We start from the raw sequence: 13,476 nt of genomic DNA, 5'->3' as shown, positions 1-13,476 counted from the left end.
ACCAGAGGAGAGATTGACCAAGCCAGGCACCCGCAACAGTGGGAAGATTGACTGCGCTGTGTACTCGCAACAGCGGCGAGATCGGTTGTCGCTGTGTTTAGCCCTACCGCGCGCGCCCCCTGTCACGGAGGCCCGGCGCGCGTAGCGCAAAAACAGCTTACTGGCTAAACAAGCGCCGCGTGGCCGGCGAGCCCGCCGGAATCCCCGCCTGCTCGAGCTTGGCGTACAACGTCATGAGTTGCTTTTCGATCGCCAGCAGCGCGGTCTCCGGCAGCGGACGACGGCCATCGTCGACCACCCGGCCGCCGATCCGCTCGGACAGCGATTTCGCGTAATCGCACATCAGCCGGAACGGCAGGATGTCTTCGTCGGCCACCGGCACGTCGAGCACCAGCGTAATCATCTGGCCGCCCTTGTAGGTGAGGTCGTCGCGCAGGAAGTTGGTGTCGCCGAACTGCAGCATGAACACCGGGCTTTGCCTGGCGTCGAGCTTCACGAACCGGGTGCCGTCGCGCGAGAGCAGCAGGCCATCCTGCGAGGCCACCGCCTGCACGTAGTTCGCCGACCACGGCGCGCCGTCCGACAGCACGTTGATCGACAGTTGCGCGTCGCACTGGGCGGCAAAACCGTCCAGCTCGCGCGCCATCGCGACCGTCTCCATCATGTCCGGGAATTCGGGCGCCGCGTCGATCGCATCCGCGAACTGCTGCACGCCGGTGACGAACTCGGAAAACTCCAGTTCGTTCAGCGGCCCGCTACGGTTAGCCAGTTGCGCCGCCGCGCGTAACTCTTCGTAGCGCACGCCGTTCTGCAACAGCTCCCACGCGCCACCGCCTTCCGGCTTGCCTTCGATATGCACCGGCTTGCTGCCCGCCCGGCGCAGGCGTTGCGCGAGCGGAATCACCTTGTCGCCCGCCAGCGGGCCCGTCAGACGAAGCGGCACGATGCAATCGATCCGCCGATCGACGATCGCCGGCGGCGCCGAGGAAATCGTGGTAGCGGCCGGCAGAATTGGCTCAACCGGTTCGTCGACACCGCCCCCAGCGGCCTCGCCTTCCGGCTCAGGATAGCCGTTCGGCGTAGTCGTCTCCGCCTGGATATCGGCCGGCGTATCGGCCGGCGCCGCCGTCCCAAAGGTCGGTTCGACACGCGACTCGGTATCGGTGGCCGCGTCATCCGACACGGGCTCGCGCCGCTGAGTGGGCCGGGCCGGTTCGATGAAGGGGCTTTGTTCTTCCTGATCGTCCCGTGCGAAGGCCTCAGCGGTGTCGGCCGGCATCGGCCGCGGCATCCGGCGTCGCACCTTCGCGCCTTGCCATGCGTTGTACACCACCACCCCCCCGACCACCACGGCACCCGCGCCGATCAAACCGAGTGTCAACTCGTCCATGCATGCTCCATCAGCAATTCTTCTGTTTCTGCGGCAAAGAAGCCTGCACCGCGCGGCAAGCTAGCCGCAGCGTGGGCACAGGCTCGCGCCGTCCTGACTCAAACGATATTCTGGGCGAAACCCGCGGCCGTTTCCATGTCGACCGCGACGATCCGCGACACGCCCTGCTCCTGCATCGTCACGCCGATCAGTTGCTGGGCCATTTCCATCGCGATCTTGTTGTGCGAAATGAACAGGAACTGGGTCTTGTCCGACATCGCGCGCACGAGATTGGCGAAGCGCTCCGTGTTGGCGTCGTCGAGCGGCGCGTCCACTTCGTCGAGCAGACAGAACGGCGCCGGATTCAACTGGAACATCGCGAACACCAGCGCGGTTGCGGTCAGCGCTTTCTCGCCACCAGAGAGCAGGTGAATCGTCGAGTTCTTCTTGCCCGGCGGTTGCGCCATGACCTGCACGCCGGCATCGAGAATTTCGTCGCCGGTCATAATCAGCTTCGCCTGACCGCCGCCAAAGAGGCGTGGGAACAGCTCGCCGAAATGCTGGTTGACCTGATCGAAGGTGCCCTGCAACAGCGTGCGGGTTTCCTGATCGATCTTGTGGATCGCGTCTTCCAATGTTTCGATTGCGCTGTTCAGGTCAGCCGACTGCGCGTCGAGGAAGCTCTTGCGCTCGGTGGCGGCCTTCAGTTCGTCGAGCGCGGCCATGTTGACCGGCCCCAGCGCGGCGATGGCGTTGTTCAGGCGCGTGACTTCGCCTTGCAGGTAGGACGGCTTCATGTCCGGCGTCAGCTTGGCCTGCAATTCGGCCTCGTCGACACCCGCTGCGGTGAGCTGCTCGATGAACTGCTCGGCGTTCAGGCGCGCGGCCTGTTCCTTCAACTGCAATTCGGTGATGCGGTCGCGCAGCGGCTGCAGCGCGCGTTCTGCCGTGAGACGCGTCTCATCAAGCGCTCGCAGCTTGGCGGTCAGGTCGTCCAGTTCGAGACGCGCGGCATGCAGCGCCTCTTCCTTCACCGCGCGAATCTCCAGCGCGCCTTGCAGGCCGGTATGGGCGGTCTGCTCGTTGATCGTTTCCAGTTCCGCGCGCGCGTCTTCGAGCGAGCCGGCCACGCGCTCGCTCTGCTCGTGCGCCACCTGGATGCTGCGCTTCAGTTCGTCGATGCGGTTCGCCATGTTGCGCGCGGCAAAGCGTGCATCGGTGGCGGCCCGGTCGAGATCGCGCGACTGCGCACGCGCGGCGGTCAGTTCTTCGTCGAGGGCTTCGAAGGCCAGTTGGTTGTCTTCGAAACGCGCCTGCAATTCGGCGAGCTCGGAGTCGTGGCGTTCGAAGTTCGCCTCCGATTCGCCACGCAAGGCGCGTTGCTCGTCGATCTGTGCGGTGATCTCTTCGAGCTCTTCGCGGATCTGCGTGCTGCGCTGCATGTAGCGCTCGTGCGCTTGCGTGAGCTTGAGCACGTCCATCTGCAGCGCGTGTACGCGCTGGGTCGCGCGTTCGGCTTGCTGACGCACTTCCGTCAAACCCTGCGCCGCTTGCGTGTGAGCAGCCTCGGCGCGAATCGCTGCCGATTTCGCTTCATCCGCGAGCAATGCCTGGGCGCGCACCTGACGGGTCAGGTTTTCGATTTCCTGCTGACGGGCCAGCATGCCGGCCTGTTCGGAATCGGCGGCATACAGTTGCACGCCGACGCGCGTCACCACATGGCCTGCCTTGACGACAAACGACCCGCCTTCCGGCAACTGCGAGCGCATCGACAGCGCCTGAGCCAGATCGTCGGCGACGAAAGCCAGACCCAGCCAGTCGTTCAATACCGCGCGCAAGCCCGCATCGTCGATGCGCACCAGCGACAGCAGCGGCCGCAGCGCGGCCGGGCTTGCGACTGGCGCGCCAGCTACCGGCGGTGCATAGAAGGCGAGCTTGGCCGGCGGCGCATCGGTCGCGAAGGCCTTGACCCAGTCGAGATTCGACACTTCAAGTGCGGCAAGGCGCTCGCGCAGCACGGACTCAAGTGCGGTTTCCCAGCCTGCTTCGACGTGCAGCTTCTTCCACAGGCGCGGCAAGCCGTTGAGCTCGTGCTTCTCGAGCCACGGCTGGATCTTGCCCTCAGTCTGGACGTTTTCCTGCAACTGCTTGAGAGCGGCGAGGCGCGCGTCAAGCTGATGAATCTGCGCGCTTTCCGACTGCACCCGCTCCTGGGCGGCGCGCCGCTCGCCATCGAGGCGCGGCAGCGTTTCCTGGGCATCGGCAAGACGCGCCTGGGCGTCGTGCAGAATCTCTTCGTGCTCGGCCAACTGCATGCGCAGTTCTTCTAGCTGGCCTTCGTCGGGTGCGTCGAGCCCGCCCGCTTCCGACTTCAGACGCTCATGGCGCTGCTGCAACTGCTGCAGTTGCTGGTCGGCGTTGCGCTGGTGCGCGGCTTCGAGCTTGAGGGCCTGCTCGGTCTGGGCAATGCCGCCGCGCTCTTCGTTGAGCTGCGCCTGCGCGTCGCGCCAGCGGGTTTCGAGCGCGGGCATCGCGTCGTGCTTCGCCGCGGCTTCGTCTTCGGCCAGCGCGGCTTTTTCTTCCGCCACCGCCAGTTGCTCTTGCGCGTCTTCGAGGTCGTCCTGAGCCTTCTGGGCCTGCGACTGCCACTGCTCGCGCTGCGCCGTCAGGGCGGCGATCTGCGCCTGGACGCGGTTGCGCGATTCGACGATGAACTTGATCTCGGCTTCGAGCCGGCTGACTTCGGCGTTCGCTTCATAGAGCGCGCCTTGCGCGCCCTGCATGGCGTCGCTTGCCGAATAATGCGCCACCCGCAGCGTTTCGAGCTGCGCTTCGACTTCGCGCAGCTTCGCGGTATGGGCTTCGAGGTCGATCTGCGCCTGTTCGATGGCGCGTTTCTGGCGTTCCTGCTCGCCGCCGGCTTCGTTCTTGCGCAGCAGCCACAGGAGGCGCTGTTTCATTTCGCCGTCGGCCTGCAGCTCCTTGAACTTCGTCGCGACGATGGCCTGGCCTTCGAGCTTTTCCAGGTTCGTCGTAAGTTCGCGGACGATGTCCTCGACCCGCGTCAGATTCTCACGCGTGTCGTGCAGGCGGCTCTCGGTCTCGCGGCGGCGCTCCTTGTACTTCGAGACGCCGGCGGCTTCTTCGAGGAACACACGCAGTTCTTCCGGCTTCGCCTCGATCAGGCGCGCAATCATGCCCTGCCCGATGATGGCGTAAGCACGCGGCCCAAGGCCGGTGCCGAGGAAAATGTCCTGAATGTCGCGGCGGCGCGCCGGCAGGTTGTTGATGTAGTAGCTCGAGGTGCCGTCGCGCGTCAGCACGCGCTTGACGGCGATTTCGGCATACTGGCCCCACTGGCCGGCGGCACGGCCGTCGGCGTTGTCGAACACGAGTTCGACGCTGGCGCGGCTCCCCGGCTTGCGCGCGGTAGAGCCGTTGAAGATCACGTCCTGCATCGACTCGCCGCGCAGCTCGGAGGCGCGCGATTCGCCGAGCACCCAGCGCACGGCGTCGATGATGTTGGACTTGCCGCAACCATTGGGACCGACCACGCCGACGAGCTGGCCCGGAACCTGGAAATGCGTGGGATCGACGAATGACTTGAAGCCAGCGAGTTTGATCGAGGTCAGACGCACGGCGATATCGCTGATTGAAAAGGGGAAATGAAGGTGGACCGCAGGAGCCGCACGAGCCGTTTCCAGCTACAGCGCAACGCCCCATGCGAGCCCCGCGATACGGGCGCCGCGCACGCCCGCTAAGGCGCGCGACGGCAAGCAGGGGCAATCATACCATCGCCCGTGGGCCATCCTGGCCCCTCGCCTCGCGATCGTCGCCGAGAGCGGCCCCTGGCGGCGCCTCTCCGATCGGCTTCGCCTTCGTCCGGTGCACCCAGCTCGACAGCGCCGAGGCCAGCACGATGCACGCGCCGCCCGCCCACTCGCGCGGACCGGGGGTCTCGCCGGCGAACAGCCACGCGGAGAGCGCGGTAATCACGATCTCGAACAGCATGATGATCGACGCCCGGTTGGCGGGAATCCGCGCCACACCGTATTGAACCAGCATGTTGTTCGACGCCAGCAGGAAGCCTAAGCCCAGCACCAGCAGCGCCGCGGTGCCCAGATGAGCGCCGGTGGGCGGCGCCGGCATCGCCTCGAAAAACGACGCACAGGCGCTAAAGAGCGCCGCACCGCCGAAAATCGTCGCGGTGCGCATTTCGCCCTTCATATCCGGCAGCACGCGGCTCGTCTTGAGGATCAGCACGTTGCTCATGGCAAAGCCCATCCCGCCGACGAGACCCGCCCATTCGGCGAGATTGCCGGGCAGCGGCACGCCGAGCTGCGGCGACCACAGCATGGTCATGGCGCCCGCCAGCGACAGCGCCGCCAGCCCCGCGGCCGCCCACGTCAGGCGTTCGCGCAGAATGAAATGGGCAAACAGTGCGGTCCAGGCTGGGGTCAGGTAGAACAGCAGCAGCACCCGCATCACCTGGCCGTGGATCGAACCCCACACGAAGCCCAGGTTGGTGACGCCGGCTGCCAGCGCGAGCGCGGGCAGCAGCCAGTGCCAGCGCACCGTGGCAATGGAACGGTAGCGCACCAGCAGCACGAACAGGCAGCCGGCGCCGCTCGTCAGCGCGCCCGCGGCCGTGCCGGTCACGCCGAGTGCGGCCAGCATGCGCAGCGGATACCAGATCATCCCCCACACCGACGCGCCCAGCATGATGGCGAGCGTCGGCCAGCTCGCGCGAAGCCAGTTGTTCATCGGGCGGCGCTCCTGCCTTGCAGTTCAGGTGCACCGCTCGCGCGCCCTGGTTCATGGTGACCTGCTGTGCCCTCGACTGCCGACTGCATCCTCTCTCCCAGTTTTATTCGCGCAGGCTGCCCGGTGCGGACTGCGCGCGCCGCCGCCCTGCGTTCGCGCTCTGCCGCGGGCCCTCAGCCCAGCACGCGGCGCCTTGCGCCACGCTATAATCATCGGTCCGCCGCCGCTGCCGTCCAATCGCCGCACTTCAGCGATTGTGGCCACCGCGCGTGCCCATCACCTGTCTCTGCCCGTCTTCGATCAGGCTCGATCCGCCAAGTGAACCCGCTACTCGACTCCCTCCAGCCCTATCCGTTCGAAAAGCTGCGTGTGCTTTTCAAGGACGTCACGCCGCCCGCGAACCTTCCGCACATCAGCTTCGGCATCGGCGAACCGAAACATCCGACCCCGGCGCTGATCCGCGACGCGGTAATCGCCTCGCTCGGCGGCCTGGCGGCGTATCCGGCAACCACCGGTTCGCCGGCGTTGCGCGAGTCGATTGCCAATTGGGTGACGCAGCGCTACAACCTGCCGCCGGTCGACCCGGCCACGCAAGTGCTGCCGGTGGCCGGTTCGCGCGAGGCGCTGTTTGCGCTCGCACAGACCGTGATCGACCCGAAGCGCAACGCGGCGGGCGAGCCCGCGATCGTACTCTGCCCGAACCCGTTCTACCAGATCTATGAAGGCGCGGCCTTGCTGGCCGGCGCGCAGCCGTATTTCGTCAATAGCGATCCGGCCCGCAATTTCGCCTGCGATTATTCGGCGATTCCCGCCGACATCTGGGCGCGCACCCAACTGCTGTACGTGTGCTCGCCGGGCAACCCGACCGGCGCCGTGCTGACGCTCGAAGACTGGCGCGAACTGTTTGCGCTGTCCGACCGTTACGGCTTCGTGATCGCCTCCGACGAGTGCTACTCGGAAATCTATTTCGACGAGACCAGACCGCCGCTCGGCGCGCTGGAAGCGGCGCACCAGCTCGGCCGCGGCTTCGAGCGCCTCGTGATGCTCTCCAGCCTGTCGAAGCGCTCGAACGTGCCTGGCATGCGCTCGGGCTTCGTCGCGGGCGATGCGGCGATTCTCAAGCAGTTCCTGCTATACCGGACATACCACGGCGCCGCCTTGTCGACGGTGTATCAAGCTGCGAGCATCGCCGCCTGGAACGACGAGACGCATGTGCGCGAGAACCGCGCCAAGTACGTGCAGAAATTCGCCACCGTCACACCGATGCTGGCCGAGGTGCTCGACGTGCGTCTGCCGGATGCCGCCTTTTATCTGTGGGCCAACGTGTCGCGCACCGGCCTCTCGGATACCGGGTTCGCCCAGCGCCTCTACGCCGACTATAATGTGACGGTTCTGCCGGGCTCGTATCTCGCGCGCACTGCGCACGACACGAACCCCGGCCGCAATTTCGTGCGCCTCGCCCTTGTCGCGGATGTCGACGAGTGCACCCAGGGCGCGCAGCGGATCGTCGACTTTTGCCATGGGCTCGCGCGCTGAGCGCGCGTTCCACGCAGCCCCTCTTCCTCAGACTTCAACTCTTTCATCCACGATAAGCCACGAATATGTCGCAACAACTTCAGCAGATCATTGATAACGCCTGGGAAAACCGCGCAGACCTGTCGCCGAAGGCCGCTCCCGCCGACGTGCGTGAAGCCGTCGCGCACGCCATCGAACAACTCGACAAGGGCGCACTGCGCGTCGCCGAGAAGAAAGACGGCGACTGGGTCGTCAATCAATGGCTGAAGAAAGCGGTGCTGCTGTCGTTCCGTCTGGAAGACAACGCGCCGATGCCGGCTGGCGGCGGGGGTGCCAACTACACGCAGTTCTACGACAAGGTGCCGTCGAAGTTCGCCAACTACACCGCTGAAGACTTCGCTGCAGGCGGCTTCCGCGTGGTGCCGCCCGCTATCGCGCGCCGTGGCTCGTTCATCGCGAAGAACGTCGTGCTGATGCCGTCGTACACCAACATCGGCGCGTACGTCGACGAAGGCACGATGGTCGACACGTGGGCCACCGTCGGCTCGTGCGCGCAGATCGGCAAGAATGTCCACCTGTCGGGCGGCGTGGGCATTGGCGGCGTGCTGGAGCCGCTGCAGGCCAACCCGGTCATCATTGAAGACAACTGCTTCATCGGCGCGCGCTCGGAAGTCGTGGAAGGCGTGATCGTCGAAGAAAATTCGGTGATCTCGATGGGCGTGTACCTCGGCCAGAGCACCAAGATTTACGACCGCGAAACCGGTGAAGTCACATATGGCCGCATTCTGGCCGGCTCGGTGGTGGTGGCGGGCAACCTGCCGTCCAAGGATGGCTCGCATAGCCTGTACTGCGCTGTGATCGTCAAGAAGGTCGACGCGAAAACGCGCGCCAAGGTCGGTCTCAACGAGCTGCTGCGAGGCGACTGATGGCACGCGGCACCAAAACCGTTGTCTATGGCATCCCGAACTGCGACACCGTGAAGAAGGCCCGTGTGTGGCTCGAAGAGCATAACGTCGAGTTCGAATTCCACGACTTCAAGAAACACGGCGTGACCGAGCCGCTCGTGCAGGACTGGCTGAAGGACGTCAAGCTCGACGCGCTGCTGAACCGCCGCGGCACGACCTGGCGAGGCCTGTCCGACGACATGAAGGCCGCCGCGGACACGGTGTCGGGTGCGATCGCGTTGATGATCCACAAGCCTTCGGTGATCAAGCGGCCAGTGGTGGTCGTCAACGGGCGGGTCAAGACGCTCGGCTTTTCCGTGGAAGAGTACGAGAGCTTGTTCGCCTGAGATTGTTGGCCTGAGCGAAGCGAGCGCCTGTGGTCCAGGCGTCGCGCGCATAAGAAGCTGTTGCCGGCTGCGGCGATTCACCCGCAGCCGGCATTTTTTCATTTCAAAGTGGCTTGTACTGAATCCATGTCCGGCACCCTTGCCCTTACCGAACAACTGATCGCGCGTGCTTCCGTCACGCCCGACGACCAGCATTGCCAGCGCATCCTGATCGAGCGCCTCACGGCGCTTGGCTTCGAATGCGAGACTATCGAATCGCACGGCGTGACCAACCTGTGGGCGGTCAAACGCGGCGTCGACGGCACGCGCGGCAAGCTGCTCGTGTTCGCCGGCCACACCGACGTGGTGCCGACCGGCCCGCTCGAGCAGTGGAGCTCGCCGCCGTTCGAGCCGACCCATCGCGACGGCATGCTGTACGGCCGTGGCGCAGCCGATATGAAGACCTCGATTGCCGGCTTCGTGGTGGCAAGCGAAGAGTTCGTGGCGGCGCATCCGGCGCATCGCGGCTCGATTGCGTTCCTGATCACGAGCGACGAAGAAGGCCCCGCCACCGACGGCACCGTTAAGGTGGTCGAAGCGCTCAAGGCGCGCGGCGAGCGGCTCGACTACTGCATCGTCGGCGAGCCGACTTCGAGCGTGCAGTTCGGCGACATGGTGAAGAACGGCCGGCGCGGCTCGATGTCCGGCAAGCTCACCGTCAAGGGCGTGCAAGGCCATATCGCCTATCCGCATCTGGCGAAGAACCCGGTGCATCTGCTCGCGCCCGCGCTGGCGGAACTGGTGGCCGAGCGCTGGGACGACGGCAACGAATACTTCCCGCCTACCACCTGGCAGGTGTCGAACATCCATAGCGGCACGGGCGCGAGCAACGTGATTCCGGGCCATGCCGACGTGATGTTCAACTTCCGTTTCTCGACCGCCAGCACGGTTGAGGGGCTGCAAAGCCGCGTGCATGCGATTCTCGACAAGCATGGTCTCGAATACGATCTGCAGTGGTCGGTGAGCGGCCTGCCGTTCCTGACACCGCGCGGCGACCTGTCGAATGCGCTCGCCCAGGCAATCAAGGACGAAACCGGCGTGAGCACGGAACTGTCGACCACCGGCGGCACCTCCGACGGCCGTTTCATTGCGCGTATCTGCGAACAGGTGGTCGAATTCGGCCCGCTGAACGCCAGCATTCACAAGATCGACGAACATATCGACGTCACCCATATCGAGCCGCTCAAAAACGTGTACCGCCGCGTGCTCGAACAACTGGTCGCTTAACTTAAGCCCGCCAAGGACACCCCAGCGATGACGCTCCCGTTTTCTACCGTTCGCGACCTGCTGCGTTTCGCAGTGACGCGCTTTAACCAGGCCGAACTGTCGTTCGGCCATGTCTCGGCCAACGCTTACGACGAAGCCGCCTACCTCGTGCTGCACTCGCTGCATCTGCCGCTGGACTTGCTCGAGCCGTTTCTCGACGCAAAGCTCACGCCGGCGGAGGTCGACACCGTACTGGGTGTGATCGAGCGCCGCGCCACCGAGCGCGTGCCCGCGGCCTACATCACGCAGGAAGCATGGATGCACGGCTTCCGCTTCCACGTGGACGAACGCGTGATCGTGCCGCGCTCGTTTATCGGCGAGCTGCTGCAGGACGGCCTGCAACCGTACGTCGAAGATCCCGAACAGGTCGGCGCGGTGCTGGAACTGTGCACCGGCTCCGGTTGCCTCGCGATTCTCGCGGCGCACGCATTCCCGAACGCCGACATCGACGCGGTGGACCTGTCGAAGCCGGCGCTCGAAGTGGCGACGCGCAACGTCGACGAGTACAAACTCGACGATCGCATTGCGCTGTTCGAAGGCGACCTGTTCACCCCGCTGCCCGAGCGCCGCTACGACGTGATCATCACCAACCCGCCGTACGTCAATGCGGACTCGATGGCAGCGCTGCCGGCCGAGTACAAGCATGAGCCGGAGATGGCGCTGGCGGGCGGCGCAGACGGCATGGATATCGTGCGCCGGATCATCAGCGAGGCGCGCAACTGGCTGACCGACGACGGCGTGCTGGTGGTTGAGATCGGCAACGAGCGCGCCAATGTGGAAGCGGCGTTCGGCGGCCTCGACCTCGTCTGGCTGTCGACCAGCGCCGGCGACGATAACGTGTTCCTGATCCAGGCAGCCGATCTGCCGAGCTGATCTGCCTGGGCCCTGCTGCCGCTGTCACACACCCGACGCGTTGCCGGCTTCCGGCGCGCGTCTTCCCCTGTTGCCACCGCAACGAACTGCAAAGAATCCGCCGAACCCGACCGCAAGGCCAACGGGTTCGGTAAGATGAGCGCGATCGACTTCCCTGCCCTCCTGCTGGAGGGCAGGGAAGCGCATTGAAAAATCCTTCGCGCGCCTATGCAATTCGACTTGCTTCATATCGCCCCGCTCGTCGCCCTCGCCCATCTGCTCGGCGTGATCGCGGCGTGCCATGCCATTCTGAACACGCGCACCTCCCAGGGCGCGGTCGCATGGGCGGTCTCGCTGGTGGCGATGCCTTATCTGACGCTGGTGCCGTATCTGTTCCTCGGCCGCAGCAAGTTCCAGGGCTACGCCGACGCGCGCCGTCTCGAGAACGAGTCGCTGCGCACCCAGGCCCATCCTCACGCCTGGGACGAACAGGCCTCCTCGGCCGGCCACCCGACCGAGGTGCTCGGCCACCGGCTCGTGCGCTCCCTCACGCACCTGGGCGGGATGCCCTTCCTGCCCGGCAATACGGTACGCACGCTGGTGAACGGCGAAGCGACCTTCGCCGCCATCCTCGAAGCGATCGATCAGGCGCGCAACTACATCATCGTGCAGTTCTTCATCGTGAAAGACGATGCGCTGGGCGAGATGCTCAAGGACGCCCTGCTCGCCAAAGCCGCGCAAGGTGTGCGCATCTATTTCCTCTACGACAGCATCGGCAGCTTCGACCTGCCGCACAGCTACGTGGCCGCGCTGCGGGCGGGCGGCGTGGAAATGCATCCGTTCGCCACCAACCGCCGTTTCGTCAACCGCTTTCAGCTCAACTTCCGCAATCACCGCAAGATCGTTTCGGTGGACGGCGAGCGGGCGTTTGTCGGCGGCCATAACGTCGGCGTGGAATACCTCGGCGCCAAGCCGCCGCTCTCGCCGTGGCGCGATACGCATATCGAGGTACGCGGTCCGGTGGTCGCCAGCATCCAGTTCGTCTTCACCGAAGACTGGTACTGGGCCACCCAGAAACTGCCGCCGCTCGAGATGCCGCCGTATCAGCCGACCAACGAGGGCATGCATTGCATCGTCATGCCGACTGGCCCCGCCGACAAGCAGGAGACCTGTTCGCTGTTCTTCGTCGAGGCAATCAACGCGGCGCGCGAGCGGATCTGGATCACCACGCCCTACCTCGTGCCGGATGAAGCGGTGTTTTCGGCGCTGCGCCTCGCGGTGCTACGCGGCGTGGACGTGCGTATCCTGATTCCGAGCCGGCGCGACCACTACGTCGTGTTCGAAGCGTCGAAGCTGTACGCCTACGATTCGGTGCGCGCGGGCATCCGCATCTTCCGCTACCGGCCAGGCTTCCTGCATCAGAAGGTGGTGCTGATCGACAGCTGCGCTGCCGCGATTGGCAGCGCGAATCTCGACAACCGCTCGTTTCGCCTGAACTTCGAGATCATGGTGCTGACCGTGGACCGCGGCTTTGCGGCCGAGGTCGAAGCGATGCTCACACGCGATTTTGCCGAAGCCTACGAGATCGACCGTAACGAGTACCGCCAGGCACCGGCGTTCAGGCGCGTGACCATGCACGTCGCCAGACTGTTCTCGCCGATTCTTTAGCAACGGATCTGGCAAACGCTTCGGGAAGCGCTTTGGCAACCGCTTGCGAAACCACTTCGGGAAGCGATCTGGCAAGCGCCTTAGCGGCCGTAGACGCGCTTGCCGAAGGGCCGGCGGCCACAGCGCGCAGCCAGAGCCCGCGAAGTCGCGAGAACCTGGCCGCCTCTCGCTGACGGCAAGCAGTTACAACAGCTTCTCGATCTCGTCGGTAATCGCGTCAGGCTTGGTCACCGGCGCGTAGCGCTTGAGCACCGTGCCGTCGCGGCCCACCAGAAACTTGGTGAAATTCCACTTGATGCCCTCGAGCCCCAGCAGGCCCGGCGCTTCGCCGGTCAGATAGCGGTACAGCGGGTGAGCATTGGCGCCGTTCACGTCGATCTTGTCGAACATCGGAAAGGTCACGCCGTAGTTTTTCTCGCAGAAGCTGCCGATCTGCGCCGCATCGCCCGGCTCCTGCTTGCCGAACTGGTTGCAGGGGAAACCGAGAATCTCGAAGTCACGCCCCGCATACGTTTCGTACAGCTTTTGCAGGCCGGCGTATTGCGGCGTGAAGCCGCACTCGCTTGCCGTATTGACGATCAGCAGCACCTTGCCGCGATACTGTTCCAGACTGACTTCCTCGCCGCCTAGCGTGCGCGCCGAGAACGAATAAATCGATGTCATGTGCCCTCTCCCCAATCCCATGCAGTTTATTTCGGCCGAGCGGAGTGAG

General features: G+C 65.0%; 10 protein-coding genes. 6 read left to right on the top strand and 4 right to left on the bottom strand.

The window, feature by feature from the left end:
- Window positions 1-157: 157 nt before the first annotated feature.
- The 3 genes from BLQ92_RS34770 to BLQ92_RS34760 all read right to left on the bottom strand — a co-directional run bounded on the left by BLQ92_RS34770 (window position 158) and on the right by BLQ92_RS34760 (window position 6,133).
- Window positions 158-1,390 carry a cell division protein ZipA C-terminal FtsZ-binding domain-containing protein gene (locus BLQ92_RS34770; protein ID WP_090694033.1) on the bottom strand — a complete coding sequence of 411 codons (1,233 nt, stop codon included), beginning with the start codon at window positions 1,388-1,390 and terminating at the stop codon, window positions 158-160.
- 98 nt (window positions 1,391-1,488) lie between these two features.
- A complete protein-coding gene (gene smc, locus BLQ92_RS34765; RefSeq protein WP_090694030.1) occupies window positions 1,489-5,007 on the bottom strand; it encodes a chromosome segregation protein SMC in 3,519 nt (1,172 codons plus the stop codon).
- Window positions 5,008-5,155: 148 nt separating this feature from the next.
- Complete coding sequence (locus BLQ92_RS34760) at window positions 5,156-6,133, bottom strand: DMT family transporter (RefSeq protein WP_090694027.1); 978 nt, start codon at window positions 6,131-6,133, stop codon at window positions 5,156-5,158.
- 318 nt (window positions 6,134-6,451) lie between these two features.
- Between BLQ92_RS34760 and dapC the strand changes: the two genes are divergently transcribed.
- From dapC to cls, 6 genes are all read left to right on the top strand, one after another.
- Window positions 6,452-7,669 carry a succinyldiaminopimelate transaminase gene (gene dapC, locus BLQ92_RS34755; protein WP_090694021.1) on the top strand — a complete coding sequence of 406 codons (1,218 nt, stop codon included), beginning with the start codon at window positions 6,452-6,454 and terminating at the stop codon, window positions 7,667-7,669.
- Window positions 7,670-7,734: 65 nt separating this feature from the next.
- The gene (dapD, locus tag BLQ92_RS34750) at window positions 7,735-8,574 is read left to right on the top strand and encodes a 2,3,4,5-tetrahydropyridine-2,6-dicarboxylate N-succinyltransferase (RefSeq protein ID WP_090694017.1); all 840 of its coding nucleotides are present in this window, start codon (window positions 7,735-7,737) and stop codon (window positions 8,572-8,574) included.
- On the top strand, window positions 8,574-8,939 hold the full coding sequence (locus tag BLQ92_RS34745; protein ID WP_090694012.1) for an ArsC family reductase: 366 nt from the start codon (window positions 8,574-8,576) through the stop codon (window positions 8,937-8,939). Before dapD ends, BLQ92_RS34745 begins: the two co-directional genes overlap by 1 nt.
- A gap of 126 nt (window positions 8,940-9,065) precedes the next feature.
- A complete protein-coding gene (gene dapE / locus BLQ92_RS34740) occupies window positions 9,066-10,205 on the top strand; it encodes a succinyl-diaminopimelate desuccinylase (protein WP_090694008.1) in 1,140 nt (379 codons plus the stop codon).
- A gap of 27 nt (window positions 10,206-10,232) precedes the next feature.
- A complete protein-coding gene (gene prmB / locus BLQ92_RS34735) occupies window positions 10,233-11,117 on the top strand; it encodes a 50S ribosomal protein L3 N(5)-glutamine methyltransferase (protein ID WP_090694004.1) in 885 nt (294 codons plus the stop codon).
- Between the two features lie 207 nt (window positions 11,118-11,324).
- The gene (cls, locus tag BLQ92_RS34730; protein ID WP_090694000.1) at window positions 11,325-12,764 is read left to right on the top strand and encodes a cardiolipin synthase; all 1,440 of its coding nucleotides are present in this window, start codon (window positions 11,325-11,327) and stop codon (window positions 12,762-12,764) included.
- A 183-nt stretch (window positions 12,765-12,947) separates the two neighbouring features.
- Here cls and BLQ92_RS34725 read toward each other — a convergent pair whose 3' ends face one another.
- The gene (locus tag BLQ92_RS34725; RefSeq protein ID WP_090693996.1) at window positions 12,948-13,427 is read right to left on the bottom strand and encodes a glutathione peroxidase; all 480 of its coding nucleotides are present in this window, start codon (window positions 13,425-13,427) and stop codon (window positions 12,948-12,950) included.
- Window positions 13,428-13,476: the final 49 nt, after the last annotated feature.

Source organism: Paraburkholderia phenazinium (assembly GCF_900100735.1).
GTDB lineage: Bacteria > Pseudomonadota > Gammaproteobacteria > Burkholderiales > Burkholderiaceae > Paraburkholderia > Paraburkholderia phenazinia.
This window is presented reverse-complemented; position numbering and strand designations above follow the sequence as displayed.

Coding starts and splice junctions, on each gene's coding strand:
- BLQ92_RS34745 (WP_090694012.1), top strand. CDS start 8,574: ATGGCACGCGGCACCAAAACCGTTGTCTATGGCATCCCGAACTGCGAC.
- dapD (WP_090694017.1), top strand. CDS start 7,735: ATGTCGCAACAACTTCAGCAGATCATTGATAACGCCTGGGAAAACCGC.
- prmB (WP_090694004.1), top strand. CDS start 10,233: ATGACGCTCCCGTTTTCTACCGTTCGCGACCTGCTGCGTTTCGCAGTG.
- cls (WP_090694000.1), top strand. CDS start 11,325: ATGCAATTCGACTTGCTTCATATCGCCCCGCTCGTCGCCCTCGCCCAT.
- BLQ92_RS34770 (WP_090694033.1), bottom strand. CDS start 1,390: ATGGACGAGTTGACACTCGGTTTGATCGGCGCGGGTGCCGTGGTGGTC.
- BLQ92_RS34760 (WP_090694027.1), bottom strand. CDS start 6,133: ATGAACAACTGGCTTCGCGCGAGCTGGCCGACGCTCGCCATCATGCTG.
- BLQ92_RS34725 (WP_090693996.1), bottom strand. CDS start 13,427: ATGACATCGATTTATTCGTTCTCGGCGCGCACGCTAGGCGGCGAGGAA.
- dapE (WP_090694008.1), top strand. CDS start 9,066: ATGTCCGGCACCCTTGCCCTTACCGAACAACTGATCGCGCGTGCTTCC.